This window comes from Paraburkholderia sp. A1RI_3L, from assembly GCF_048957895.1.
Lineage (GTDB): Bacteria > Pseudomonadota > Gammaproteobacteria > Burkholderiales > Burkholderiaceae > Paraburkholderia > Paraburkholderia kururiensis.
The window spans coordinates 232,528-257,617 of record NZ_JARCHA010000004.1; the positions used below are offsets into that span (position 1 = coordinate 232,528).

Consider the following 25,090-nt stretch of genomic DNA (forward strand, 5'->3'; position numbering starts at 1 on the left):
TGCGCGCACCATAATCAGGGCAGGCTGAGCGCGGGCTGCCCTGAAAGGCTTCGAGTACATCGTCCCTTGCGGCACTCGCAATTTGCGTCCAGCGCCTTGTTCATCTCTTGAACTTGCTCGTCGGAGCAATTTGCGCTTGCCGGGTTCACACACGTGTGGCGCGCTTCGGCAGTCCGAGTATCACGGCGAGGCCGCCGGCGGTCATGATGGCCGAGACGAAGTAGACGCCGTTTGTCAGGCTCCCAGTTCGCGACTTGATGAATCCGAGCACCGTCGGACTGACGAAACCGCCGATGACACCAATGCAGCTCACAAGCGCCAAACCCACTGCAACCGTTTCCTTGCTCAGATAGGTCGGCGGAATGGACCAGAAGGAGATGCTCGCGCCGAATTCGAAAAATGCGACAAAGCAGAGGAGCGCCAAGGCCCCCGAGAGCGACGAATGGAGCTGCGGCATCAGGGCGAACGCCACTGCGGACAGCACGAGGAATCCGCCCACGTGGATTCGTCGTTCCTTGAAGTAGTCGGAGCTGCGCGAGATGAGCAAAACTCCCGCACCGGCGAACGCATAGGGCAGTGCGCTGTAAAGACCGACCTTGGCGAGGTTGTCGACGCCAAGACCCTTAATCATGGTGGGCAACCAGAACGTGAAGGCGTAGTTGCCGCAGGCGATTGAGAAGTACACGAAGGCAAGTAGCCAGACACGCGGGTCGGATACAGCCTTCCTGAGTTCCAGCAACACATTGCGTTCGGCACTGTCGGCCGTGTCTGCATCTGTATCGAGGACGCGCTGGACGATGGCTTTCTCCTCGTCGTCCAGCCAGCGCGCCTTCGATGGTCGGTCTGCCAGCATGAGATAGCAGACGAAACCAAGCAGGATGGTTGGCAGTCCTTCGATAACGAACATCCACTGCCAACCAGCAAGCCCGAGCGTACCGTTCATGGAGGTCATTACCAGGCCAGATATAGGACCGCCGATGATGCCAGCAACGGGGACTGCAAACATGAACTGCCCGGTAACCGCAGCACGCCGGCTTCGCGGGAACCAATAAGTGAGGTACAGGATGATGCCCGGAAAGAAGCCTCCCTCGAACAGCCCGAGAAGCGCGCGCACGACATAGAAGTGAGTCGGGGTCTTCACGAACATCATTGCTGCCGACGTTATGCCCCAAAGCATCATGATGCGTAAGAGCGTGAGTCTTGCACCAACCCGTTCGAGAAGCATGTTGCTCGGAATTTCAAACAGGAGATACGCCAGGAAGAAAATGCCCGCACCGAGACCGTACACGGCATCAGTGAAGCCAAGGTCCGCCTTCATCTGCAATTGCGCGTAGCCGACGTTGATTCGGTCGAGAAACGCGAGCAAATACGCGAGGAAGAGGAGCGGCATCACGCGCAGGGCAATCTTGCGATAGACGTGGTCTTCCTCCACAGCGTCGCCACGCGCCGGGGTATAAGCGCCTTTGTCAGCGTTGGATGAGATGGACATGTTGTCTCCGTTGCCTTTGTCTTTGTGCAGGCAGTGTCCAGAAACAGGCCGGGTATCGCTTCGAGGCGAACTAGCGGTTGTTGGCCGCAATGAGATGAAGCGCCAGTCTTCTGCGGACCTCGTCGGCCTGCTCAGGAGTCCAGTTGCGCAATCCTTTTCCGGTGCGCATTCCCAGATGCCCGGCGCTGACAAGCTCATTCAGCAAGGGAGACGGCTCGCTTGCGCAGTCCAGGTCCGGGAAAATGATTTCGTGGACGCTGCGTGCAAGTTCGAGCCCCACGAGGTCTGCGTTCTCCATCGGCCCGAGCACCGGCAGGCGCATGCCGAAGCTCAGCTTGACGACGGTGTCGATGGTTTCTGCATCGCACACACCGCGGTGCACAAGCGAGATGGCCTCACGCCATAGGGCGTGTTGGAGCCGGTTGCCGATGAACCCTGGCACGTCCTTGTGAACCTTGACCGGACACTTACCGACCGCGGCAAGAATATTGAAGGTGTCCTCAAAGACGACGCCGGAAGTGAAGCGGGTGCGGATGACTTCAACGAGCGGAACGAGGTGCGCGGGATTCCACCAGTGCGTACCCACGAGACGACAGCGTGCCTGCTCGTCGAGGTTCTCACCAATTGCTGTGATGGGGATAACAGACGTATTGCTCGCCAGAACCGCGGACTCCGGTGCAGCTTCGGCGATATCCGCAAAGAGCTTCTGTTTCAGTGCAACGCGTTCCGGGGCCGCTTCAATGACGAAGTCGGCGTCTGAAACCGATTCGGCGAGGTCGCGACACAAACGGATTCTCTCGAGCACGGGACCCGGCTCGATTCCCATCTGGTCGAGATTGTTCCTGATGTGGTGGCGCGCTGCCTGCAGTACATCGTGGCTTGTGTCGGTTATGGTCGTATCGTGACCTGCCGCAGCAAATACCTGAGCGATGCCGTGACCCATCAGGCCGGCGCCGACGACCGCCACTTTCGATTTCCTCTGCACGACTGTCTCCAATATGTGTCTGCAGCCACGATGGCTCGAACTGCAGTTCTGGAGTCGATACTATGCAGAGGGGGCTTGCGCAGTAAGGTCGTTATCGGACAACATTGTATCCAAATGGGACACGGAGGACCGATGTGTCAGCGAGACTGCCGTTGCTGAACGAGCGCATTTACGCTCCCTATAAAATTGAAATGCTGGTGGAGGTCCTGGGCGAACAGGGGATTCCGGCAGAAGAATGTCTTCGCGGAAGCGGCCTCGGCGTCGATGAAATCCACAATCCAGACCGCCTCACCTCGGTGCGCCAGTACCTTGGTGTCTGCCGTAATGCGGTCAACCTCTCCAGGGACCCTGCAACGCCATTCAAGGTCGGATTGCGGATGCATCTTTCCGCGTACGGGATGTACGGCTACGCCTTGATGTGCAGCGAGACGATGCGGGACTTCTTCAATCTCGGCGTGAAGTACCACAAGCTGGCGACGCCGACGCTGACTATCCAGTGGCGCGAGGATGCCGATGCGGCAGTCTGGGTGTTTCCGGACGCTTTCATCACGGGCCCTTCGCGGGAACTGAAGGAGTTCCTCATCGAACAGCAGTTTGGGCAGCACGTTACCCACTTGCGAGATGTCGCTGGCCGGGAAACAGTGGCCACCAGAGCCTGTTTTTCATTCCCGGCGCCGGCTCACGCCGCCATCTACGAACAGTATCTCGGGTGTCCGTGCTACTTCGACCAGCCAGAGTGCGAGCTCTATTACCCTGCGTCGCTTCTGGACCAGCGCCCGCAGCTTGCCCATCGGCTGACATCGACGCTGCTTCAGGAGACGTGCGACCGGCTTATTGGCCAAACGAAGACATCGACCGGAACCGCTGGCGAGATCTATCAACTGCTGATGCGCACGCCGGGCCAATTCCCAACGATGGAAGAGGCGGCGAGCGTGCTCAGCATGACACCGCGAACGTTGCGTCGCCATCTGGAAGCCGAAGGCACAACGTTCGCGCAGATTTCAGACGATGTTCGGTGCTCGCTCGCTACGGAGTACCTGCGAATGACCAAGCTCAGCACTGATGACATCGCAAATCTCGTCGGATTCGGCGAGACGTCCAACTTCCGGCGCGCGTTCAAGCGCTGGACGGGCAAAGTCCCCAGCGACTATCGCTGACCTGGTCTCTTCCGACCGTCCGGGCCGGTTTCCCCTATAGGGAAAGCACTAACTACCCTCGAAATGCCCGCCGCATAAGGACCGGCGGCGTTTCGGATACGGGCATGTCCTTTTCGCACGTTTTCGTGTCCTGTAAAGACCTCGCCCGCGCGCAGACCTCTCCTTACTATCAGGTCACTTTCCGGTGCTGAGGGAAGTGCGTGACGTTTGCATGGGAAACGCTCCCGGTTCGCGCGCGCGATTCGATAAAAAGGACAGGAGACAGAGATGCGATTCTCTCGGGCGGTCGTTGCCGCCGCTACAGCTTTTGCGATGGCCGCCATAATGGCGGCCCCTCAGGTCGCTCACGCTGCCGGGAAGTACAAGGTCTTCCTGAGCATGAGTTATTCAGGGAACGACTGGCAGACTGAAGCGCAGAACATGGTCAACGCGATGGCCAAAGCGCACAGTGACCAAGTCGACCTGAAAACCCAGATTTCCGGTACCGACGTTCAGCGCCAGATTCAGCAAATCAATGCGATGGTACAAGCGGGAGCGAACGCCATCATCGTGTATCCGATTTCTCCGACCGCCCTCAACCCCGCTATCCGCAATGCCTGTGCGAAGCACGTGGTGGTCGTCGCGTACGATTCAAAGGTCACGGAACCGTGCGCATACAACGTGTTCACCGACCAGAAGAAGCTCGCGACTGACAGCGCGGAATGGGTCGCCAGCAAGATGAACCATAAGGGCAATCTCATCTTCATTACGGGGGTGCCCGGCACCACCGTCGATACCGAAAGAAATGAGGCTGCGCACGCTGTCTTCAAGAAGTATCCCGACATCAAGATTGTCGGCGAGCCCAACGGCATGTGGTCTGCTGCAGTTGCGCGCAAAGCGCTGACGGAGACGATGTCGACGCGCAAATGGCCCGACGTCAACGGCGTGTGGGGTGGTGCCGCGTGTTACGTCTCCTGGTCGATGGAGCGAGAGGCCGGCGTCCCGGCGGACAAGCTTGTCCCGTGCGGGTCCGAAGGGACGAATGGTATGCGCGTCGCCATGCTCAAGGCAGGTACGCAGACGAGCGGAAAAGGCGACTACGCGCCGGCTGGCGCACCTGGCATCTCCATCGAAAGCCATCCGGCCGCAGGCGCCCTCGCGCTCAAGCTCGCTTTGAAGGTGCTCGCGGGACAGTCCGTATCCCGGATAACGATGATGCCGCTCGCCGTTGTGACGCCCGATACCGTGAAGCTGTGCAAGACCGGTTCGTGGGCCGAGATGCGGGATGGCTGCAACACTTTTGACCCGTCGCTCGTCCCGCCGGGCTGGTTCGCGAATATCTATAGCCCGGACACCCCGGAGATTGGTCTTGCTGCGGCACTTAAGGGCGAGCCAGAACCGAAGTGATGGCCCGGGCGCCCGGTCGTTGCGCCGGGCGCTGCGGTCCGATAGCCGGACGGAGCTTCAGATGAGCAGCACGTATGCAATCGCCATCGACGGTGTCACGAAGAGGTTCGGGGCGACCGTCGCACTCAATCGAGCATCCCTGCAGATACAGCAGGGCGCCGTGCATGCAATCCTCGGCGAAAACGGCGCGGGAAAGTCAACGCTCATCAAGGTGCTGAGCGGTATCGTGCGGCCAAACGAAGGCACGATTCACGTCATGGGAAAGCAGGTTTCCTTCTTGCGGCCTGATGACGCCCAATCTGCGGGAATTGCCACCGCATTTCAGGAACTCTCCCAGATTCCTCATCTCAGCGTAGCGCAGAACATGCTGATGCCGACGGAGCCAACCCGCTTCGGATTGAGACGAACAGGAGCGTGCATCAGGTTGGCGCTAGAGATTCTCGAGGAATTCGGTCTCGGCGACATCGACCCTCACTCACTGGTCAAGGAACTGGACCTGAGCGTACGTCAAAAGTTGGAGATTGCGTATGCCATATCGCGTAAGCCGAAAGTCCTTCTGCTTGACGAGCCGACGTCCGCTCTCACCAGTCAGGACGTCGTGTGGCTCGGCAAACGGATTGCGGACTGCCGTTTGAAGGGAATCACCGTTGTGCTCATCACCCACCGCATGCCCGAGGTCCGGGAGTTCTGCGCAGAGCTTTCGATACTACGCAACGGAACGTGTATTGGGACATTCAAGTCCGATGAAATTGCCGATGACGAAGTCTTCCGCCTCATCATGGGGCGAACACTCGGCTCGGCGTTCCCGGAGCGCCTCCCGCTTCCAGACGCGTCGATGCAACCTCGCCTGGGGGTCAAAAATCTGGGTTCTGGCAACCGGCTTCACGACGTGTCGTTTGAAATCCGGCCAGGCGAATGCGTGGGCATCGTCGCCCTGCAAGGCATGGGGCAGCTTGAGCTCTTCAAGGCGCTCTTTGGTCTCGCGCGTGCCACGACTGGAACAATAGAAATTGACGGCAAGACCGTTAGCGTGAAATCGCCTCGCGATGCGATTAACGCGCACATAGGCCTAAGCCTCGTCCCGGAAGAACGTAAGACCGAAGGACTGGCTCTCAACCTGTCGGGCCGCACAAACATCTCGCTGCCCACAATTTCGCAATTCTCGCGTTGGGGAAAGGTAGAACGGGCTGCCGAGACACTGGCGGTTTCGCGCGCCCTCAAGCGCGTGAACGGGGATATGCGCGGCCTCTTTGAACCCGCGGCATCTTTTAGTGGTGGCAATCAGCAGAAGTTCGTCATTGCCAAGTGGTTACTCGCTGAAAGTCGGGTATTGCTTCTCTTCGACCCAACGCGCGGCGTCGACGTCGGCGCGAAATTCGAAATCTATCAAGTGATGCGTAGCTACTTGGAATCCGGCGGAGCCATCCTGCTGCATTCCACGGAGATTCCGGAGGCCGTCAATCTTTGCGACCGCATTCTGGTCATGTACGCCGGGCGCGTTGTAGCCGAAATGGACGGGCGGGTTGCCTCGGAGCATGAGATTACGACAGCAATGCTCGGAAGCAAACTGGCCGTGGGCCAGCGAGTCGTGAAGGGGCAAACATGATGTCTACCCTCGCAAGGCAAAGCCACAGGCGCCGGTTGTGGCCGGTTCGTCTGGGACGGCACCGCGGTCTTCTGGTTGCAGTCGCTGTTCTCGCGATTGTTTTTGCTGTACTCGCACTCAGCCTTGCGCAGCCTTTTGGCTATAGCGACCTGAGTTCAACAGCGTCGAGTACGGCGAGTCTCGCGCTTGCCGCAATCGGCGAAACCATCGTCATCATCAGCGGTGGCCTCGACCTTTCCGCAGGCGCAGCCATATCGCTTGGCAACTGCCTTTTTGTGACACACGTGGGTGTGTCCGTGGAGTCTTACGTCCTCTGGTCGTGCATCGCTATCGCAGCGTGTGGTCTGGTGGGTGCCGTTAATGGTTTCTTTATCGCCTACATCAGACTGCAGCCTGTGGTCGTCACGCTGGCGACCATGTTCATGGCCCAGGGCATCACACTGCTTGTGATGAAACAGCCGGGAGGAACGGTTCCGCAGGATTTCTCCGCCGCGCTCGCAGGTGACGCTTTCGGTGGCCGCGTGCCTATGCCTCTTGTTGTTATTGCCATGGGGCTTCTTGCATGGCTGGTACTCAAGAACATGCGACTTGGGACCGCAATCTATGCCGTCGGTAGCGATGAGTCGGCTGCCTATCTCAAAGCGGTTTCAACACGTTCTGTAAAGTTCTGGGTGTATGTCATTGCAGGCTGCTTCTATGGTGCATCCGGTGTCTTCTTCTCGGCACAAACCGGAGGTGGTGACCCGCTCGCTGGAGCAGGGATGCTGTTGCCAGTTTTCGTCGCTGTTGTGCTGGGCGGGACACCGCTCGGCGGTGGCCGCGGAGGCTGCCTTGGCACGGTCGTTGGTGCGTTCTCGGTCACGCTGATTGCGAACATGCTGCTTGTTCTCAACGTATCGACCTACTACAGCACAATCGTCGAAGGCTTCATCCTCATACTCGCTGTCCTCGGCTCGACTGATGCAGGCAACGTTCTTCGTTCACTGAGCTTGCGCGGGCTTATGCGTTCAACCGCGAAACAGAAAACATCATCAAAAATCAAATCGGCGCGCGTCGAATCGAAGGGCGAAGCCCTGCCGGACGTGTCCCTACGAGACCGCCTGCGTTACAGCGCGGAGACCTTGCGTACCTGCCTCCCGTCCTTCGCGGGTCTGGTGCTCCTCGTCGTGCTGACCCTGTCGCTAAATGCTGGCATTGGTGTCGGCGCGTACCTTCAGTCGATGCTCGTGCTGTCTTCGTTCCTCGCTGTACTCGCGTTGGGCCAAGGCGCAGTCGTACTTGGCGGTGGCCTCGACCTGTCTGTTCCCTTTACGATTACCCTGGCTGGTGTCGTCTTGACCGGACTCGCGAATGGGGCCAATGCTGCCGGTATCTGGGCTATTCCGCTGGTCCTATGCCTGGGTGCGTTGATTGGAGTGGCGAACGGTATAGGTGTGGCGTTCCTGCGTATTTCGCCCCTCATCATGACGTTGGCCATGAACGGCATCCTGCAAGGCGCCGCACTCGTTTATACGAATGGCTCGCCTACGGGCTTCGCGCCACCTGCTGTCCAATGGCTCATGACAGGACGGCTCCTCGGCGTTACACCGGTCATATTTGCGCTCATCGCATTCGTGTTTGCGGCGTATATCCTGCTGCATTCGACCGTGTATGGTCGACGCCTGTTCGCAGTGGGAAGCAATCCCGTCGCTTCCGAATTCTCCGGGGTTCCCGTAAAGGGTGTCCTCGTGTCGACGTATGCCCTGAGTGGGCTTTGCAGTGCACTCGTTGGAGTGATGTTGAGTGGATTCACCGGACAGGCATTCAACGATATGGGAGACCCATATCTCTTGACCTCGATAGCTGTTGTGGTCGTTGGTGGGACGCTCATGACTGGGGGGCGCGGAAACTACGCCGGTATGTTTGGCGGCGCCTTGATGCTGACATCGCTCTCAACATTGCTTTCGAGTTCCACGTTGCCCTCAGCGGCAAGAAGTATCGTGTACGGCGCCGTTGTGCTCGCAGCCGTTGTCGCCATGCGCGAAAAGCGCCCGTCCTGACCCTGATGGCCGCGACATATTTCAAAGGAGACATCCCATGTTAGTTCCCGTTCGCCGCATCGTCACCCACAACGACGCAGAAGGATGCTCGTACGCGCTGAAGGATGAGATAGCAACGAATATCATCGGTACGTTGACAGAGCTTTGGACGACCGGTCCCGCACCTCACGACCATAAGACCATCGACGACGCTGGCGCAAAGTCGAAGACGCTGGAACCGGTGGCCAACGGGACCGTTTTCCGTTACTTCCAGATTCCACCGCAGTCTTCGACTGAACACCTCTCACGAGAAGAAAGGTTGAAAGCGTGGAGCGACCTGTTCCGCAACATTGGCGCGTCCCATTGCCAACCGGATACGAGTCGCGACCCGGGGATGCATATGACTTCGACGACCGATTACATCATCCTGTTGTCCGGCCAGATTACGCTGGTCCTCGACAAGACCGAACACGACCTCAAGCCATTCGATGTTGTGATTCAGCGTGGTACTAACCATGCCTGGGTGAATCGCGGCACCGAAGAAGCGCTCCTGATGGCGGTGCTCGTTGACGCCAAAGGCGTTTAAGCACCTCACTTTAGCGAGTGTGCGTTCAGAGAGGTGCATCACTCCGGCGTGGTCAGCCCCTGCCACTTCTCCATCAGGGTGGCAATGTCCCGAAACCACACGTTGGGGAGGTTCTGGACGCCCACTGCGCCGGCGCCCGCGTTGCCGGCGTATTCGCCCAACAACCACATCATTCGCACCGGAATAAAAGTCGCCACTGCACGGTAGTCTGCTTCCGGTATAGGTGCTATTGACCTGTAGCCGTCAATGAAGGCGAGCCACCTTGCACGTGATTTTTCGTCGGGCTCTTCGCGATGCGTGGCCAGCAGATTGCCCCAGAGGAAGACCGAAAGGTCATAGGCGAGATAACCGGGCCCGCTGTCATCGAAGTCGAAGAACGCCGCACGTCGGCTGCCATCGCCGCCAATGCGAATCATAGTATTGCCGCCGTGACAGTCCCCATGGCATATGACGCGCGATAGCGACGCTTCGGTGGTGGAGAACCTGTCCTCTAGCGCTGTCGCTATCTCGGTTAGTTTTCCCTTTACCTCGTCGTCCAGATGCCTGAGTGCCTTTATGCGGGATAGCGGTCGAAGCAGTAGATGAGCGATGTCAAGCACATAGCGACTTTCAGGACCGGCATACGTCTTGGCCCCGTCGTGGATGCGTGCCAGTTCGGCACCAGTCAGCCGGACATCATCCAGGTCATCGCCAAGATGCTTGCCGTCAAGATAGTCAAAGACTGCGAGTGTACGAACGCCTTCAGGCGCGGGCACGTCTGTCGACAGGGCACCATCCCGTGTCCTGTGCGCGGCGGTAACTGCAACCCCCTCTGCCTTCAGATGTTCGAGCAACGATAGCTCGAAGTCCGCATTACCTTCACCGCGAGCCCTTAGTGCTGCAAGCCTCGCGATTCTTCGCTCGCCATCTGCAAGCTGGAGTTCGTAGACGTCGTTGAACCCGCGACGCAAAAACAGGCAACTATCAATCTGCCCTACCGCGTATCGGCTTTCGACGGCCTCGGCGATGCTGTCAGCTTCAATTACTGACCTCACCGCCCGCAGCTGGGGCGAATCCACAGATTGGTTCATGGGCATATTGAACGAAGGGGGAACGTGAAGCAAAACGTAGCACCGTCAGTAACGCTTGACTCGCACGCAAACAGCCATGAGACGGCGCACATCCGCGGACAGCTTATGCTTTATTTTGCGGACGGATTATGGGTAACGGCACACTGTTCCGGCTGCATCGCCGGAAACGTTGTCGGGCGGTCTCCCGACAATTCTCTGTTCCGATACTTCCTGACCGATCCGTTGGCTTCCTCCGTTCCGGGGGGCAAGGAAAAGTTGCTGGCTCCTCGCGCCTATCCCGACGTATCTCTTCAAGACGCTCGCAAACGGCGTAGCGAACGCACGAAATAAATTCGCTGCTGGACAGGATCCGGCCGAGGCCGGAAAGCACAAAACGCAAATGTCGGCGAAGAGGGATGGCGCTGCCAACAGCGTCGAGGCCGGCATTACATCAAGTCATGCCGGCTCCAACAATTTCGGCGTTGTACCCGCGAAATTGGCTCACTATAGTCGAAGCACCCTATGAGCGTGACCGCCCGCGCGGTCGCGCCGATACGGCGGTGTTCCCTCCCGGGGCAACATTGTTCTCTCAATCGAGTCGAGGAAGAGCCGTGATGAAACCGAAGAGCCTGAACCCGGTCGCCATAACACTTGCGCTCGTCTGCGCGCCCGCATTTGCCGCCGGCGAAATAACATTCGTGTCGCAAGGCGGTGCTTACCAGGAAGCGCAGACGAAGGCGATTCTCGATCCGGCGGCAAAACAGCTCGGCATTACGATCAAGCAAGACAGCATTCCGGACGCATGGCCGCAGATCAAGGCACAGGGCTCGGCGGGCAAGCCGATCTGGGACGTCGTCGATACGCCGACATCGAACTGCCTGCGCGGGGGCCACGAAGGGTTGCTCGAGAAACTCGACTTCTCGAAGATGCCGAACGCCGCCGCCGTGCCGGAGAAGTACCGCACGCCATACTCGGTCGCGTACGAGTTCTACTCGACCGTGATCGGCTACAACAAGAAGACTGTGAAGAAGGTGCCGCAAAGCTGGGCGGACTTCTGGAACGTGAAGGGTTTCCCGGGCACGCGCGCCCTGCGCAATGATCCTCAAACGGTGCTCGAGGCCGCACTGCTCGCCGATGGCGTACCGCGCGACAAGCTCTATCCGCTCGACGTCGATCGTGCGTTCAGAAAACTCGCGCAAATCAAACCCGATATTGCCGTGTGGTGGACTTCCGGCGGCCAGTCTGCGCAGTTGCTGCACGACGGGGAAGTGGATATGGAAATGATCTGGAACGGTCGCGCGAGCGCGGTCGCGAAAGACAATCCGGACATCACCTTCACCTATAACGACGGCATTCTTCAGAACACGCAGCTGTGCATTCTCAAGAACGCGCCGAATCTCGCAAACGCCGTGCGCTTTGTCGACACAGCCGTATCGCCCGATCTTCAGGCCAACCTGCCGACCTACATCGACTATGGTCCCGGCAACCCGGCTGCGTACAAGACCGGCAAGATCTCGGCGAAGCGCGCGAGCGAGTTGCCGAGTTCGCCCGAGAATGCGAGCAGGCAGGCGCTGATGTCCGAGGAATGGTGGGCGTCCGAAGCCGGCATTCAGGCGAAGGCACGCTGGCTCAAGTTCATGCAGCAGTAACGCAGCGGCTCATCGCGCGCCGCCGGCACGAGCGGCCCGTACAAGCCCTTCGCTGCGCATCGATCACTCGCCCACTGTGTACGACTACCTCATTCTCGGGGGCGGCTCGGCCGGCTGCGTGCTTGCCGCACGGCTTACCGAAGAGGCCGGCAAGACTGTCTGCCTCGTCGAAGCCGGCCGTGATCTCACCCAGGCGTCGATGCCGGCCGATATCCGCAGCCGATATCCGGGGCGAGCCTATCTGGACACACGCAATATCTGGCAGCGTTTGCAGGCGCGCATGAGCGCGCCGGCCGCGCGGCGGCGCTACGAGCAGGCGCGTGTGCTCGGCGGCGGCTCGGCGATCAATGCGCTGATGGCCAACCGCGGCGCGCCCGCCGACTATGACGAATGGGACGCGCTCGGCGCAACGGGTTGGACCTGGGCACAGTGTCTGCCTTATTTCCGCAAGCTCGAAACCGACTGCGACCTGGATGGACCGCTTCACGGCACCAATGGCCCGCTGCGCATCCGCCGCGCGAGCGCCGATCGCCTGTCGCCATTCGTGCGCGGCGTGCTCGGCGCGCTTGCGCGGCACGGTCATCCGCTGCGTATCGATCAGAACGGCCCGTGGGAAGATGGCGCCTACGTGGGCGCCTTTGCGGTCAGTGCGGCAGGGGAACGTATTCCCACGTCGATCTGCTATCTCGACGCGACCGTCCGGGCGCGTCCCAATCTGACGGTGTGTACCGATACGCTCGTCGAGCGTGTGAGATTCGAAGGCCGCCGTGCAATCGGCGCTGACGTGCGCTTCGCCGATGGTGCGTTCAATACGTTGCGTGCGCGACGGATCATCGTCTGCATGGGCGCGATCCACAGTCCGGCACTTCTCATGCGCAGCGGGATCGGCCCTGCCGACGAGCTCGCCGCATCCGGCATCGGCGTCGTCGTCGCCCGTGATGGCGTTGGCCGAAATCTGATGGAGCACCCGTCCATTGCGGTATCGGCGTTCCTGCCGCGGGAAATGCGCACGCCGTTTCCCGACGAGCACCATGAGCAGGCCATCATCCGCTACTCGTCAGGGCTGCCAGGCACACCTGCAGGCGACATGCATGGCGCGATTCTGTCACGCTCGGGCTGGCATTCGATCGGATATCGGCTCGGCACGATGTTCTTCTGGGTCAACAAGTCGTACTCGCGCGGCCGCGTGCGGCTCGCCTCCGCGCATGCCGAGGAAGAACCGCTTGTCGAGTTCTCGATGCTGTCGGACCCGCGTGACCTCGAACGGCTCAAAGGCGCTGTACGCTTCGGCGCACATACGCTTGCCGACCCGATGTTCGCGAGCGCGCTCGGGCCCATCTTTCCGTCGAGCTACTCGCCCCGCGTTGCGTCGATCGCGCGGCCCGGCAAGTGGAACGCGATGCAGCGCGGCCTGCTGAGCGCGCTGCTCGACAGCGCCGGGCCGCTACGTGGCACGCTGATCGAGCACATCATCACGCAAGGCGTCTCGCTCGATACGCTGCTTGCCGACGACGCGGCGCTGACTGCGTTCGTCATGCAATCGGTCGGTGGAACATGGCATCCGTCGGGCACCTGCCGAATGGGCACCGCTCACGACCCGCTCGCGGTGACGGCACCGGACGGCTCGGTTTTCGATGTCGAGGGACTGACGGTGTGCGATGCATCGCTGATGCCTTCGATCCCCTGCGCGAATACGAACGTGCCGACAATCATGATCGCGGAGCGGATCGCCGATATGCTGCGAGGGCGCCAGGGCGAATAGCGGGGGGGCGCGCTGCGGTCGACGGCGCGCGGGCGTATCAGGCGCCGTATCCGACCACGCCCTTCACTTCGAGAAACGCTTCGAGCCCCCACTCGCCATATTCGCGTCCGTTTCCGGACTGCCGGTAGCCGCCGAACGGCGCACCCGGATCCCACGCGGGGTAGTTCAGGTGAACGCTTCCCGCACGCAGCCTGAACGCGACGCGGCGCGCACGGTCGAGGTCGCGCGACTGCACGTACGCGGCGAGCCCATACGGGCTGTCGTTCGCGATGGAGATGGCGTCTTCCTCGTCGCGGTAAGGCAGGATCGACAGAACGGGGCCGAAGATCTCTTCGCGCGCGATCGTCATATCGGGCCGCACGTGCGCGAACACGGTCGGCTGCACGTAGTAGCCGCGCTCGAGCCCCGCGGGCCGGCCGAGCCCGCCCGCGACGAGCGTCGCGCCTTCCTCGATACCCACCGCAATCAGCCGTTGCACGCGCTCGAACTGCACGTCGCTGACGACGGGGCCCATCGTCGTTTCCGGCGCGTCGGCGGGGCCGACACGATGCGCGGCCGCGGCGCGCCGCGCGATCTCCACCGCCTCGTCGTGGCGCGAGGCCGGCACCAGCATGCGTGTGGGCGCGTTACACGATTGCCCGCTGTTGTTGAAGCAGCTGTTGACCCCCTTCGTCACCGCCGTTTCGAAATCGGCATCGTCGAGCAGCAGGTTCGCGGACTTGCCGCCAAGCTCTTGATGCACGCGCTTGACGGTCGGTGCCGAGAGCGTCGCAATTTGTACCCCCGCGCGCGTCGAACCGGTGAACGACACCATGTCGACGTCCGGATGGGCGCACAACGCCGCGCCGACCGTCGGGCCATCGCCATGCACGAGATTGAAGACCCCGGCCGGCACACCTGCCTCGTCGAGCACTTCGGCGAAGAGCACCGCGTTCAGCGGCGATATCTCGCTCGGTTTGAGCACCATCGTGCAGCCCGCCACGAGCGCGGGCGCGACCTTGCAGACGATCTGGTTGATGGGCCAGTTCCATGGCGTGATCAGCGCGACAACCCCCACCGGCTCGTAACGCACGAGCGTCGTGCCCTTGCTGCGCTGCCACGCGAACGTTTCGCAGGTGTGCAGCAGTTCCTCCAGGTGCCGGCGGCCGAGCGCGGCTTGCCAGTTGCGTGCGAGCTGGCGAGGTGCGCCGATCTCACGCGAGATCGTGTCGGCAATCTCGTCGCTGCGCGTGAGATAGACGTCGAGAATCCGGCGTGCGAGCGCAATGCGCTCCGCGGGATCGGTCAGCGAGAATGTTGCGAATGCGCGCTTCGCGGCGGCCACGGCGCGATCGACGTCGCGTGGGTCGCCGAGGGCGACTTCCGCGAACGGTGTTTCGGTGCACGGGTCGATCACGGGCAGCCGGGTATTGCCGGCAGGCGTGCGCCAGGCGCCGTCGATATAAAACTTCAAGGCGTTCTTCATACGCGTGCTGCCTCCGCCATGCCGCCGCGGCGGCTGATCACCATCATGAGCACCAGGGCCAACGTGAGCGCCGTGAGCAGGGTGCTGATCGCCGCAATCGTCGGATCGATCTCGTCGCGCAGCGTGACGAACATCCGGCGCGTCAGCGTCTGGTTCGGACCACCGGAGATGAAGAGCGCAACGACCGTTTCGTCGAGCGCCTGAATGAACACGAATACGGCTCCGGAGATCACGCTCGAACGAATCTGCGGCAGCGTCACGGCCAGAAAGCTGCGCAGCCGGTTCATTCCGAGGCTGCGCGCGGCCATCTCCTGAGCATGGTCGAAGGAGCGCAGGTCCGCACCGACAGAAATCACGACATACGGCAACCCGAGCATCGTGTCGGCGAGAATCAATCCGCCGAGCGTATTCACGTAGTCCAGCTGCGCATAGACGAAGAACACGCCCACGGCGACGATGATGATCGGCACCATCAGCGGCAGCATCAATACCGTTCGGAGCCGGCGAATCAGGGGATGTGCGCCATGCTCGATCGCATACGCCGCGGCCACGCCGACGGGTGTTGCGATCGCAGTCGCGCACGACGATGCGATGAGCGTGGTGCGTGCCGCGGCGAGCCAGTCGGGATTGCCGAAGAACGCCTCATACCATCGCAGCGACAACGCAGGCGGCGGGAACGTCATGAAGCGCGTATCGGAAAACGACAGCGGTACGACGATCAGCACCGGAATCATCAGAAACGCAAGGATCAGCGCGACCGATGCGACGAGCAGGCCGCGCGCGAGCGGATTCGGCTTCATTTCGCCCCCAGGGTCTTGTCGAGCGGAATCACACGGCTCGCGGCATAGAAGATCGCAAACACGCAGACCAGCAGCACCACGCTTACGGAACTCGCCGCGCCCCAGCTGTTGTAGATCTCGACGTTACGGCTCACGACCATGGAGACCATGATCGACTTGCCGCCGCCCATCAACTCGGGCGTGATGTAAAAGCCGAGGCAGAGCACGAACACGAGCGTGACGCCCGCAACGACGCCGCCCATCGACAGAGGCAGAAACACGCGCAGGAACGCATGGGTCGGCGACGCGCCGAGGCTGGCGGCTGCTTGCGACAAGCTCCAGGGAATCTTCTGCATTGCCGAGTAGAGCGGCAACACCATGAACGGCAGGAGGATGTGGACCATCGCGATGATGGTGCCGAACTGGTTGTAGGCAAGCTGCAGCGGTTGATCGATGAGGCCCGCTGCAATGAGCCCCTTGTTGACGATGCCCGTGCGCTGCAGCAGCACGAGCCATGCATACGTGCGCACGAGCACGCTCGTCCAGAACGGCAGAATCACCATGCCGAGGATCAGTGTGGCGAGCCTTGGGCGCACCGATGCCGCGAGATAGGCAACCGGATAGCCGAGCAGCAGCGTTACCCCGGTGACGATCGCGCTCAGCTTGAAGGTGAGCAGGAAGGTATCGAGGTAAGTACCGCTGAAAACGCGCCGGTAATTCGCGAGCGTGAAACCGCCATCGTGACGGATCGATTGCCACGACAGCCACGCGAGCGGCACGACCAGCAAAATGACGACGATCGCCAATGCAGGCGCCATCAGCAGCAACATCGTGCGGTCTTCGCGCCGCTGGTGGCGCATCGCCGCATCTGTCTCGCTCGGCCTCATCGTGTCGCACCCGGAAACGATTCCTCTGGCAGCCGTCATCATGCCCCCATGGCATCGAGAAACTGATACCACGCAGCGACGAGCCTGACGCCCGGCGCGCGCAGCGAATGGAACGGGACGGGCCGCAGCCCCTCTTGCGCCAGCAGCGCGAGATCGGGCGTCTCGCCCAGCGCGAGCGCGGCCGCCTGCTGGCCGACAAGGCTCGCCATCGCGACGCCTGCGCCGTTGTAGCCGAGACAGAACACCGTGGCGTCGTCGCTGCGGCCGACGTGCGGCAGCGCGTTGAAGGTCATGCCGACATAGCCCGACCACTGGAACTCGATGCGCAGGCCGGCCAGGTCGGGAAACAGGGCGACCATCGCGCGGCGCAGCGCCTCGAAGCCCGTTTGCTGTCCTTCCTTGCCGAACGCATCGCGTCCGCCGAACAGCATGCGCCCATCGGCGCGGCGAAACCATTTCATCATCCGGCGCGTTTCCGTGTAGCTGCGGCGCGCGGTCATGAGTTTCGCGTCGAGCCCGGCCGGCAGCCGCTCGGTCGCGATCATCGCGCTGCGAAACGGCACCAGCTCGCGCTGGTAGGCGGCCGTTGCCGACGTAAGGCCGGAGTAGGCGTTCGTCGCGACGATCAACTGCTTTGCACGTACCGTCGCAGCCGGCGTGCGCACGATGACGCCTGGGGCGCCTGACACACGCTCGATTGCCACCACGGGCGTCGATTCGTGGATCGGCACACCGCGCGCTGCAAGGCCGCGCGCGATGCCGAGGACGTATTCGAGCGGCAGGATGGTCCCGGCGTCCGCGCTCAACACCCCGCCGACGAATCCCGCAGATCCCGATTCCGCTTCGACCTCACCGCGGGTCAACGCCGACATCGAGCGGTCGCCGAGCTCCGTGCGCACCCAGTCCGCCTCGGCAATACAAGCGGCGAGCGCGCGCTCGGTATGCGCGCAGCGCAGGCTGCCGCTGTGTTCGAATGCGGCGCGCGTCATGGCAAACTCGTCGACGAGCGATTCGACCACGCGCACGCTGTCGTGCGCGAGCCGGTGCATCCGCTTCGCGACGTCGAGACCGTGCCTTGCTGCAATCGCAGGAAACGACAGCCGGAACTTGGACGACACCACGCCGCCGTTGCGCCCGCTCGCGCCCCACCCCACCGGGTTGGCGTCGAGCACCACGCACGGCACACCGCGCTTTTCCAACGCATGGGCTGCGGCGAGGCCCGAATAGCCCGCGCCGATCACGGCAACGTCGGTGTGCAGATCGCGCGCGAGCGGCCCGCTGCCGACCGGGGCGTCGAGCGTACCGGCGCGCGCGGCGAGGTGGCGCCAGAGCGAATCGGGCGGCGGCGAAGTGCAGGCGAGCGGCGCGAGCATCATCAGGCCACGGCGAGCTCGGCTTCGACGGCATCCGCCAGCGCGGCGAGCGTCGGAAAGCAGAACGTCGGCGTCGTCACCTGCTCGGGCACCGGTGTCGCGCCGAAGCCGTTCTGTCCACGACGGCGCTCGATCCAGCAAGTCGCGTAGCCCAGTTGCGTCGCAATGCCGATGTCATGGTATTGGCTCTGCGCCGTATGGAGAATCTCGCGGAACTTGTAGCCGAACGCCGCCTGACGCCCGCGGTTGTAGGCGAAGAACTGCGGGTCCGGTTTGGCGACACCGGTCTCGTCGCAGCAGACCGAATCGTCGAACGGATCGCCCAGCGTATGCGCGTACGAGGACAGCGCCACGCGGTCTGCATTCGTCATCGCGACGAGGCGAAAATGCTTGCGCAGCCGCCTGAGCGCTTCGACCGAATCGACGAACGCGGGCCACTCGAGCACGTCACGCTGGAACGCGGCGGCCGACTGCGCATCGTCCGGCAAACCCAGCTCCTTCGCGAGCGACAGGTACACGCTCGCCATTTCGTGGCTCGACCGGCCGGGGAATGCGGCACGGCCGCGCATGTACGGCTCGAAGATCTGCTCGTCGGTCAGATCTTTCGTGGCGCTGCCGCCGATGCGGCGCACCGATGCGAGCACGCCTCGCTCGAAGTCGATGAGTGTGCCGACGACGTCGAATGTCAGCACCTTGAAATCGGTGAGCTTCATGAGTTCATCCTTGATTGCGTTGCGATTGGCCGGGAAGAATTGGCCGGGAAGAGAAGGGCAGGGCCGGGCGTCGCGCGCCCGTCATGCCGGTACGACGATCGTGTCGGACGGCGAAATCGCGACACGTATGGAAGCGCCGGCTGGCGGCACGCGCTGCCGCGCCTCGTGATTGCCGGGCTGGCGCAGGCTCACTATCGTGCCGTCGGCGAGCGACGCAAATACGCGCAGGCTCTCGCCCTGGTACAGCACCTCCGTCACGCGTGCGGTGAGCCGGTTCGCGTCGGGCGGCGCATCGCCCGCGTCGATCACGAGCTTTTCGGTCTGCACCGCGAGCAGCAGCCGCTCGGCGCGCGGAAGCGGGTAGGCCGTACGCAGCACGGTGTCGCCGAGACTCACCGCATCGTCGCCCACGCGCACGACGGCCAGCAGCGTGGCCTCGCCGATGAAGCTCGCGACGAAGGCGTTGCAGGGGCGGTCATAGAGGTGCTCGGGCGTATCGACCTGGACGAGCTGGCCGTCTTTCAATACCGCGACCCGATCGCTCATCGTCAGCGCTTCCCGCTGGTCGTGCGTCACATAGATGATCGTCGCGCCGAGCCGGCGATGCAGGCGCCGCAGCTCGATTTGCATCGTCTCGCGCAATTGCTTGTCGAGCGCGGAGAGCGGCTCGTCCATCAAGATCAGTTGCGGCTCAAACACCATCGCGCGGGCGAGCGCCACGCGCTGCCGCTGCCCGCCCGACAATTCGCTGATCCGCCGGTGTTCATAGCCGCGAAGTTCGACCATCGCGAGCGCGTCGGCCACTTTGCGGGCCCAGCCCGACCTGGGCTCGCGGCGTGCGCGCAGCGGAAAAGCGACGTTTTCGCCAACCGTCATATGAGGAAAGAGCGCGTAGCTCTGGAACACCATGCCGATGTTGCGCTTGTGCGGCGGCGCGAATGTAATGTCTCGCTCGCCAACCCAGACGCTGCCGGCACTCGGTTGCACAAAGCCGCCGAGAATGCCGAGCAGCGTCGTCTTGCCTGAACCGGACGGGCCGAGGAGTGAGACGAATTCGCCCTGCGATACGTCGAGCGACACGTCGTCGAGCGCCACGACAGGCCCATAACGCTTTGCTGCGGATCGAATCGATACGCCCGCCCTGGCTCGTGCATCCATTGTTGGGTTCCCGCTCGGCTGCCTCAGTGATCAAAAATATAGGCGCCGATCTTTTTGGCTGCAATTCCCGAATTGTTGGATTAGGCATAACATCAGGTCATGCCCAGCCTACGCAGAAAACTTCCCAGCGCTAACGCGCTTTTCGTGTTCGAGGCGGCCGCGCGCTGCGGCAACTTCACGCGCGCGGCGCAGGAGTTGTACGTCAGCCAGCCGGCCGTCAGCCGGATGCTCTCGCGCATGGAAGATCATCTCGGCGTGCGTCTCTTCGAGCGCGTGCACGGCGGCATCGAACTCACCGAGAACGGCCGGATTCTGTATCGCAAGATTTCCGAGGGATTGAACGGCATCGAAGACGCGATCCGCGAAATCGAGGCGCGCGCGACGGGCGTCGAGCCCGTCACGCTGTCGGTGTCGACCGCATTCACGACACACTGGCTGATGCCGCGGATGAGCCGGCTCAATCAGGCGTTTCCGTCGGTCGACCTGCGCTTCCAGCTGATTTCCGGCCGGATCGGCGGGCCGCTCGGCGACGTCGATCTCGGAATGCGTTTCGTGCAGGAGGGCGAAATGCTCGAGAACAGCGTGCCGGTGATGCCGGAAGTCCTGTTGCCCGTTTGCAATCCGCGCTATCAGGAACTTGCGTGTACCGACGAATGGCGCGCGCACGGCGACACGGTGATCGTGATGGACGACGAGGAGCGCGGCTGGCACGCGCGTTTCGCGGCATTCAAGAACAAGACGCGCCACGCGGCCGGCGTGTTGAGCTTCAACGACTATGCGATCGTCGTGCAGGCGGCACTGCTCGGCCAGGGAATCGCGCTCGGCTGGGTCAACGTGGTGATGCACTGGCTCGCACAGCGGGCGCTCGTGCCGGCCGAGAGCGAACTGGTGGTGACCGATCGGATCTGTTGTCTTTCATGGGCGCCGGGCCGGCCCCCGCGCCCGATCGTCGCCGAGGTGCGTGACTGGCTCATTGCCGAGACGCGCGCGGACATCGAGGCAGTCGATGCCGCTTATCCGGAACTCGGGTTGGCGGCAGCGGTGCGCGCGGGGTTGGGGCGCCAGGGGTAACGGTAAGAACATAAACTCGACAACGAAAGAGCCGCGCGACAATTCGGGAAGCTGACTCCCATGAAGCGCCCCTATGCCGGAACGATCCTCGCACTATCAAAGTGTCAGCGCGACTGCAGCTTGAATCCTTCGCCGCCGATACCTGCCCGGTCCACCGCCGAAATGCGGTTGCGGCCCTGATCCTTGGCCTGATAGAGCTGCGCATCCGTCAGATTGATGAAAGCCGTGACGTCGATGCCTTCGTTCGGCACAACGGTGCCTACTCCGAAGCTCGCCGTGACCCGCTGACTATGCGGCGAGCGCAGATGCGCGATGGCTTCATCCGCGATCAGCGCGCGGCAACGCTCTGCGACGCGTACGGCCTCATCTGCGTCGGTTTCCGCGAGCACGAGCACGAACTCCTCGCCGCCGAAGCGGCCCACGAACGCGTTCGGCCCGGCAGCCTCGCCGAGCACGCGCGCAATGCGCTTCAGACATTCGTCGCCCTGCAGGTGACCGTAATAATCGTTGTACGACTTGAAGAAATCGATGTCGACCATCACGAGCGAAAGCGGCTTGCCCGATGCCGCCGCGCTCGCCCATTCGCGCGCGATGACCGTGTCGAACATGCGACGGTTGCCCACGCCCGTCAGGCTGTCGGCGAGCGACAGGCGTTCCAGTTCGCGCTGGAGCTGCGCGAGCCGTTCCTCGGTGCGCTTGCGCTCGCTGATGTCGAACATGAAGCCGATCAGCGCGTCGACGTCGCCGTTCTCTTTGCGCACAACGTGGACAACGTCGCGGATCCACACGTAGCCGCCGTCGGCGGTCAGTGCGCGATAGTCTGCTTCGTGGTCGGCGCCTGCCTGCGACTGCGCGACGCAAAAATTCACCACGGACTCGCGGTCGTCCGGATGCATGCGCGCGGCCCAGTCCTCGACCGTTTTCCAGGTGGAGGGCGCATAGCCGAGCAGCGCTTCGATCTGCGGGCCGATATAGGCGAACTGCATCGTCGCCCAATCGATCTTCCAGGGAATTGCCCGGGTGGATTCGAGCAGTGTGCGGTAAACGGCGGGGTTGTCCTCGCCGGGCTGGCGCCCGGGCGGTGCAAGGCTCGCCTCGTGGCGCAGGAATGCGGCCTGAAGGGAACCGCCGGCCGGATCTTTGTCTTCGTGGCTCATCGTGATCGTCCCATAACGCGTAAGTGCATTATCGGCCGCTAACGGTAGGGTCTTGAACGCGACTTGGAAGATCGATCGACAAGATCGAAGGAGCTCGCCCGGTTCGACGCTGGTTTCGGAGGACCCTGCCGGCTACGGTGATGATGCGCTTCGCGGCCCTATGGCAATGAGATATTGCGCTATGCTCTGCGCCGCTTCCCTTGCGCTACGCATGACACCGACGAGCGTAGCCGAGGCAGCGCCGCACCATTCGCCGTAGCCAACCAGCCACAGGCGCTCATCGCCTCTGGCGCGCGTCCCGTCTGTCCTCGGCAATCCGTTGGCATCGCAGATCTGTAGCGGGTCAAGATGTTTGAGCGCGGGGCGGAACCCCGTGCACCAGATCACGACATCGACGCGGGAATGCGTGCCGTCGCTCCACACGACGCCGTCCGCATCGAAGTGGCTGAACGGACGCATTGGGTGCAGAACGCCTCGCGCGCGCGCGTCCCGTACAGGCGGCACCATGACGATATCGCCCAAACCACCTACCGGCGCCGTCATCGTGTGCCCATCGCGAAGAGCCTGCCATTTGGCTGTCGCGCGTTCGAACAAGACCCGGCCATCCACATCATCGGGAAGAAAAACGGGGTCATGCAACGTCACCCACATAGCGTTGCAGACTGTCGATACCTCCGCCAGGATTTGCGCGCCCGAATTGCCGCCGCCCACCACCAGCACGTTTTGTCCGCGCAGATCGTCCGCGTTGCGATACTGCGCCGAATGCATCTGGCGACCCCGAAAGATCTCGCGTCCGGGATAGTCGGGGACATACGGCGCGCTCCAGGTGCCGGTCGCGCTCACGACTGCTCTCGCGAGCCATTCCCCTCGATCGGTGCTGACCAGCAAGCTGCCCTGGACGCGTGAAACGGATTTGACATGAACCGGGCGCCGCACAGGGATGTGATAACGATCCTCATATCGCGCCAGATAGGCGATGACCTCGTCGCGCGACGGGTACGTGCCGTTTGATACGGGCATCTGCCAGCCTGGCAGCGAACTCCATTGCGCCGGCGAGAACAGGTGTAGTGAGTCCCAGGTATGTCGCCAGGCGCCTCCGGGGGCGCTCTGGTCGTCCAGCACGATATAGTCGAGTCCCGCACGGCGCAGGAAGTAGGCGGTGGCAAGCCCGGCCTGGCCACCTCCGATTACTACGACATCAATGTCTGCAGGCATGCGCTTTCTTCCCCATCTCCCGATCCGGATTCTGGCGGCGACGCAGCCCGGTTCGCTTCATGGCGATGGTCGGCGGGCTACGTCGCTCCGTTTTGTCACAGACCATGTGGCTCAACCATTGTTGTGCCTCAGCTTGTAGGGCGGCGACGATACTCGTCTTGACACACGTCAAGAAGGATCGGACGGCCCTCGCCATCATGGAAAACCGTCTAATGTACAAACGGGACCGCACGAGCGACCCGTGCCCCGCACAAACCTGTGGCTTCGTCTGAACCTGAACCTGAAGCGATGCGGGACGGTCCTCGACACCCTCGCACCGGAACTGCATTGGCCGGCACGATCTTCCGTATTACCTGATTCCGCGGCATTCCTTTGAGGAGCAAGGTCATGAGCAACGTTGAAGTGGTCCTGTGCAGCCCTGTACGCACGGCGATCGGCACCTACGGCGGGGCACTCAAGGACGTGGCGGCGCCAACGCTTGGCGCTGCCGTTATCCGCGAAAGTCTCCGGCGCGCTGGATTGGCTGCCGACAAGGTCCATTCGCTCGTCATGGGCAATGTGATTCAGGCCGGCGTGAAAATGAATCCGGGGCGACAGGCGGGCATCGCCGGGGGATTGCCGGTCGGCGTTCCGGCGCTGACGGTCAACCGTGTCTGTGGGTCGGGCGCGCAGGCCATCGCCAGCGCGGCCACCGAAATCTGGGCCGGCATGATCGAATGCGCGCTCGCCGGTGGTATGGAAAACATGGATCGCAGTCCCTACCTGCTGCCGCAAGGGCGCTGGGGGGCCAGGATGGGCGACGTGACGTTGTTCGACAGCATGCTGCTCGATGGGCTCAACGACGCCTTTAGCGGTCAGCATTCAGGCTGGCACACAGAAGACCTTGTGGCGAAGTGCGGCATCTCTCGCGAGGACCAGGATCGTTGGGCGTTGCGTTCGCAGCAACGCTTCGCGCAGGCGCAGGCTGCCGGGCTCTTCGACGCAGAAATCGTGCCGCTGGAGGTGCCGGGTCGCAAAGGGCCAACGGTGTTTGTCCGCGACGAGCACAATCGGCCGGATACCAGCGCCGAGTCGCTTGCCAGGCTCAAACCGGCCTTTCGCAAGGACGGGACGATTACCGCAGGCAACGCGCCTGGCCTGAACAGCGGCGCGGCTGCAATGGTCGTTGCCGAGCGAGGCTGGGCCGAACGCAATGGCCTGACGCCCATGGCCCGGCTGGTCAGTTATGGCGTGGCAGCCGTGGAGCCCGGTTTCTTCGGCCTGGGCCCGATTCCCGCGGTGCGACAGGCAATTGCACGCGCCGGGTGGTCTATATCGGACGTGGATCGCGTGGAAATCAACGAGGCGTTTGCGGCAATCGCGCTGGCGTGTCTGCGCGAGCTCGGCTTTGCGGAAGACGTTGTAAATACAGAGGGTGGCGCGATTGCTCATGGACATCCGATCGGTGCTAGCGGCGCGGTGCTGACTACGCGGCTGTTGCATCAGATGCAGCGTGGCGGCGCTCGGCGCGGGATCGTGACGCTGTGCATTGGCGGAGGACAGGGCATCGCGCTGGCACTCGAACTTCTGTGAACGCCGGTAGTGG

20 protein-coding genes and 1 pseudogene are annotated in these 25,090 nt (G+C 62.3%); 9 read left to right on the forward strand and 12 right to left on the reverse strand.

The annotated features are described in order from the left end of the window. Nucleotides 1-145: 145 nt before the first annotated feature. From PXJ20_RS13835 to PXJ20_RS13845, 3 genes and pseudogenes are all read right to left on the reverse strand, one after another. Nucleotides 146-1,489: an MFS transporter gene (locus PXJ20_RS13835; RefSeq protein WP_421031412.1), complete on the reverse strand. Its 1,344-nt coding sequence runs from the start codon at nucleotides 1,487-1,489 to the stop codon at nucleotides 146-148. Nucleotides 1,490-1,559: 70 nt separating this feature from the next. Next, nucleotides 1,560-1,931 carry a 3-hydroxyacyl-CoA dehydrogenase family protein gene (locus PXJ20_RS13840; RefSeq protein ID WP_421057426.1) on the reverse strand — a complete coding sequence of 124 codons (372 nt, stop codon included), beginning with the start codon at nucleotides 1,929-1,931 and terminating at the stop codon, nucleotides 1,560-1,562. 12 nt (nucleotides 1,932-1,943) lie between these two features. Next, nucleotides 1,944-2,495 (reverse strand): annotated as a pseudogene (locus PXJ20_RS13845) (3-hydroxyacyl-CoA dehydrogenase family protein); the annotation flags it as partial. 170 nt (nucleotides 2,496-2,665) lie between these two features. On the opposite strand from PXJ20_RS13845, the gene PXJ20_RS13850 reads away from it, so the two are divergent. The 5 genes from PXJ20_RS13850 to PXJ20_RS13870 all read left to right on the forward strand — a co-directional run bounded on the left by PXJ20_RS13850 (nucleotide 2,666) and on the right by PXJ20_RS13870 (nucleotide 9,227). Continuing rightward, entirely contained in the window at nucleotides 2,666-3,631 is a 966-nt protein-coding gene (locus PXJ20_RS13850) for an AraC family transcriptional regulator (RefSeq protein ID WP_017773318.1), read from the forward strand. 267 nt (nucleotides 3,632-3,898) lie between these two features. Further along, nucleotides 3,899-5,017, forward strand: coding sequence for a sugar ABC transporter substrate-binding protein (locus tag PXJ20_RS13855; RefSeq protein WP_421031411.1), 1,119 nt, complete (start codon nucleotides 3,899-3,901; stop codon nucleotides 5,015-5,017). A 61-nt stretch (nucleotides 5,018-5,078) separates the two neighbouring features. Then, nucleotides 5,079-6,623 carry a sugar ABC transporter ATP-binding protein gene (locus PXJ20_RS13860; RefSeq protein ID WP_421031410.1) on the forward strand — a complete coding sequence of 515 codons (1,545 nt, stop codon included), beginning with the start codon at nucleotides 5,079-5,081 and terminating at the stop codon, nucleotides 6,621-6,623. Next, the gene (locus tag PXJ20_RS13865) at nucleotides 6,620-8,662 is read left to right on the forward strand and encodes an ABC transporter permease subunit (protein WP_421031409.1); all 2,043 of its coding nucleotides are present in this window, start codon (nucleotides 6,620-6,622) and stop codon (nucleotides 8,660-8,662) included. Before PXJ20_RS13860 ends, PXJ20_RS13865 begins: the two co-directional genes overlap by 4 nt. Nucleotides 8,663-8,699: 37 nt before the next feature. Further along, on the forward strand, nucleotides 8,700-9,227 hold the full coding sequence (locus tag PXJ20_RS13870) for a cupin domain-containing protein (RefSeq protein WP_413213983.1): 528 nt from the start codon (nucleotides 8,700-8,702) through the stop codon (nucleotides 9,225-9,227). 38 nt (nucleotides 9,228-9,265) lie between these two features. Here PXJ20_RS13870 and PXJ20_RS13875 read toward each other — a convergent pair whose 3' ends face one another. Beyond that, nucleotides 9,266-10,297, reverse strand: coding sequence for a phosphotransferase enzyme family protein (locus tag PXJ20_RS13875; RefSeq protein ID WP_421031408.1), 1,032 nt, complete (start codon nucleotides 10,295-10,297; stop codon nucleotides 9,266-9,268). Nucleotides 10,298-10,890: 593 nt separating this feature from the next. On the opposite strand from PXJ20_RS13875, the gene PXJ20_RS13880 reads away from it, so the two are divergent. Then, nucleotides 10,891-11,925 (forward strand): ABC transporter substrate-binding protein, encoded by a 1,035-nt coding sequence (locus PXJ20_RS13880; RefSeq protein ID WP_421031407.1) that lies wholly within the window; start codon nucleotides 10,891-10,893, stop codon nucleotides 11,923-11,925. A gap of 76 nt (nucleotides 11,926-12,001) precedes the next feature. Then, nucleotides 12,002-13,687, forward strand: a complete 1,686-nt coding sequence (locus PXJ20_RS13885) for a GMC family oxidoreductase (protein WP_421031406.1) — start codon at nucleotides 12,002-12,004, stop codon at nucleotides 13,685-13,687. Between the two features lie 37 nt (nucleotides 13,688-13,724). Here the strand turns inward: PXJ20_RS13885 and PXJ20_RS13890 are convergent, their stop codons facing one another. From PXJ20_RS13890 to PXJ20_RS13915, 6 genes are all read right to left on the reverse strand, one after another. Then, nucleotides 13,725-15,152 carry an aldehyde dehydrogenase family protein gene (locus PXJ20_RS13890; protein ID WP_421031405.1) on the reverse strand — a complete coding sequence of 476 codons (1,428 nt, stop codon included), beginning with the start codon at nucleotides 15,150-15,152 and terminating at the stop codon, nucleotides 13,725-13,727. Next, a complete protein-coding gene (locus tag PXJ20_RS13895) occupies nucleotides 15,149-15,952 on the reverse strand; it encodes an ABC transporter permease (protein ID WP_017773327.1) in 804 nt (267 codons plus the stop codon). The genes PXJ20_RS13890 and PXJ20_RS13895 overlap by 4 nt, the downstream gene beginning before the upstream one ends. Then, complete coding sequence (locus tag PXJ20_RS13900) at nucleotides 15,949-16,818, reverse strand: ABC transporter permease (protein WP_421031404.1); 870 nt, start codon at nucleotides 16,816-16,818, stop codon at nucleotides 15,949-15,951. Before PXJ20_RS13900 ends, PXJ20_RS13895 begins: the two co-directional genes overlap by 4 nt. A 38-nt stretch (nucleotides 16,819-16,856) precedes the next feature. Beyond that, on the reverse strand, nucleotides 16,857-18,191 hold the full coding sequence (locus PXJ20_RS13905) for an NAD(P)/FAD-dependent oxidoreductase (RefSeq protein WP_421032613.1): 1,335 nt from the start codon (nucleotides 18,189-18,191) through the stop codon (nucleotides 16,857-16,859). 2 nt (nucleotides 18,192-18,193) lie between these two features. Beyond that, the gene (locus PXJ20_RS13910; RefSeq protein ID WP_421031403.1) at nucleotides 18,194-18,904 is read right to left on the reverse strand and encodes an HAD-IA family hydrolase; all 711 of its coding nucleotides are present in this window, start codon (nucleotides 18,902-18,904) and stop codon (nucleotides 18,194-18,196) included. Nucleotides 18,905-18,985: 81 nt separating this feature from the next. Next, on the reverse strand, nucleotides 18,986-20,062 hold the full coding sequence (locus PXJ20_RS13915; RefSeq protein WP_413213988.1) for an ABC transporter ATP-binding protein: 1,077 nt from the start codon (nucleotides 20,060-20,062) through the stop codon (nucleotides 18,986-18,988). 99 nt (nucleotides 20,063-20,161) lie between these two features. Between PXJ20_RS13915 and PXJ20_RS13920 the strand changes: the two genes are divergently transcribed. Continuing rightward, a complete protein-coding gene (locus PXJ20_RS13920) occupies nucleotides 20,162-21,133 on the forward strand; it encodes a LysR family transcriptional regulator (RefSeq protein ID WP_026121153.1) in 972 nt (323 codons plus the stop codon). A 104-nt stretch (nucleotides 21,134-21,237) separates the two neighbouring features. Here the strand turns inward: PXJ20_RS13920 and PXJ20_RS13925 are convergent, their stop codons facing one another. Beyond that, on the reverse strand, nucleotides 21,238-22,290 hold the full coding sequence (locus tag PXJ20_RS13925) for a GGDEF domain-containing protein (protein WP_421031402.1): 1,053 nt from the start codon (nucleotides 22,288-22,290) through the stop codon (nucleotides 21,238-21,240). Nucleotides 22,291-22,422: 132 nt separating this feature from the next. Further along, nucleotides 22,423-23,505: an ArsO family NAD(P)H-dependent flavin-containing monooxygenase gene (locus PXJ20_RS13930; RefSeq protein WP_421031401.1), complete on the reverse strand. Its 1,083-nt coding sequence runs from the start codon at nucleotides 23,503-23,505 to the stop codon at nucleotides 22,423-22,425. 387 nt (nucleotides 23,506-23,892) lie between these two features. Here PXJ20_RS13930 and PXJ20_RS13935 point away from each other — a divergent pair, with 387 nt between their 5' ends. Next, nucleotides 23,893-25,077: a thiolase family protein gene (locus PXJ20_RS13935; RefSeq protein WP_421031400.1), complete on the forward strand. Its 1,185-nt coding sequence runs from the start codon at nucleotides 23,893-23,895 to the stop codon at nucleotides 25,075-25,077. Nucleotides 25,078-25,090: the final 13 nt, after the last annotated feature.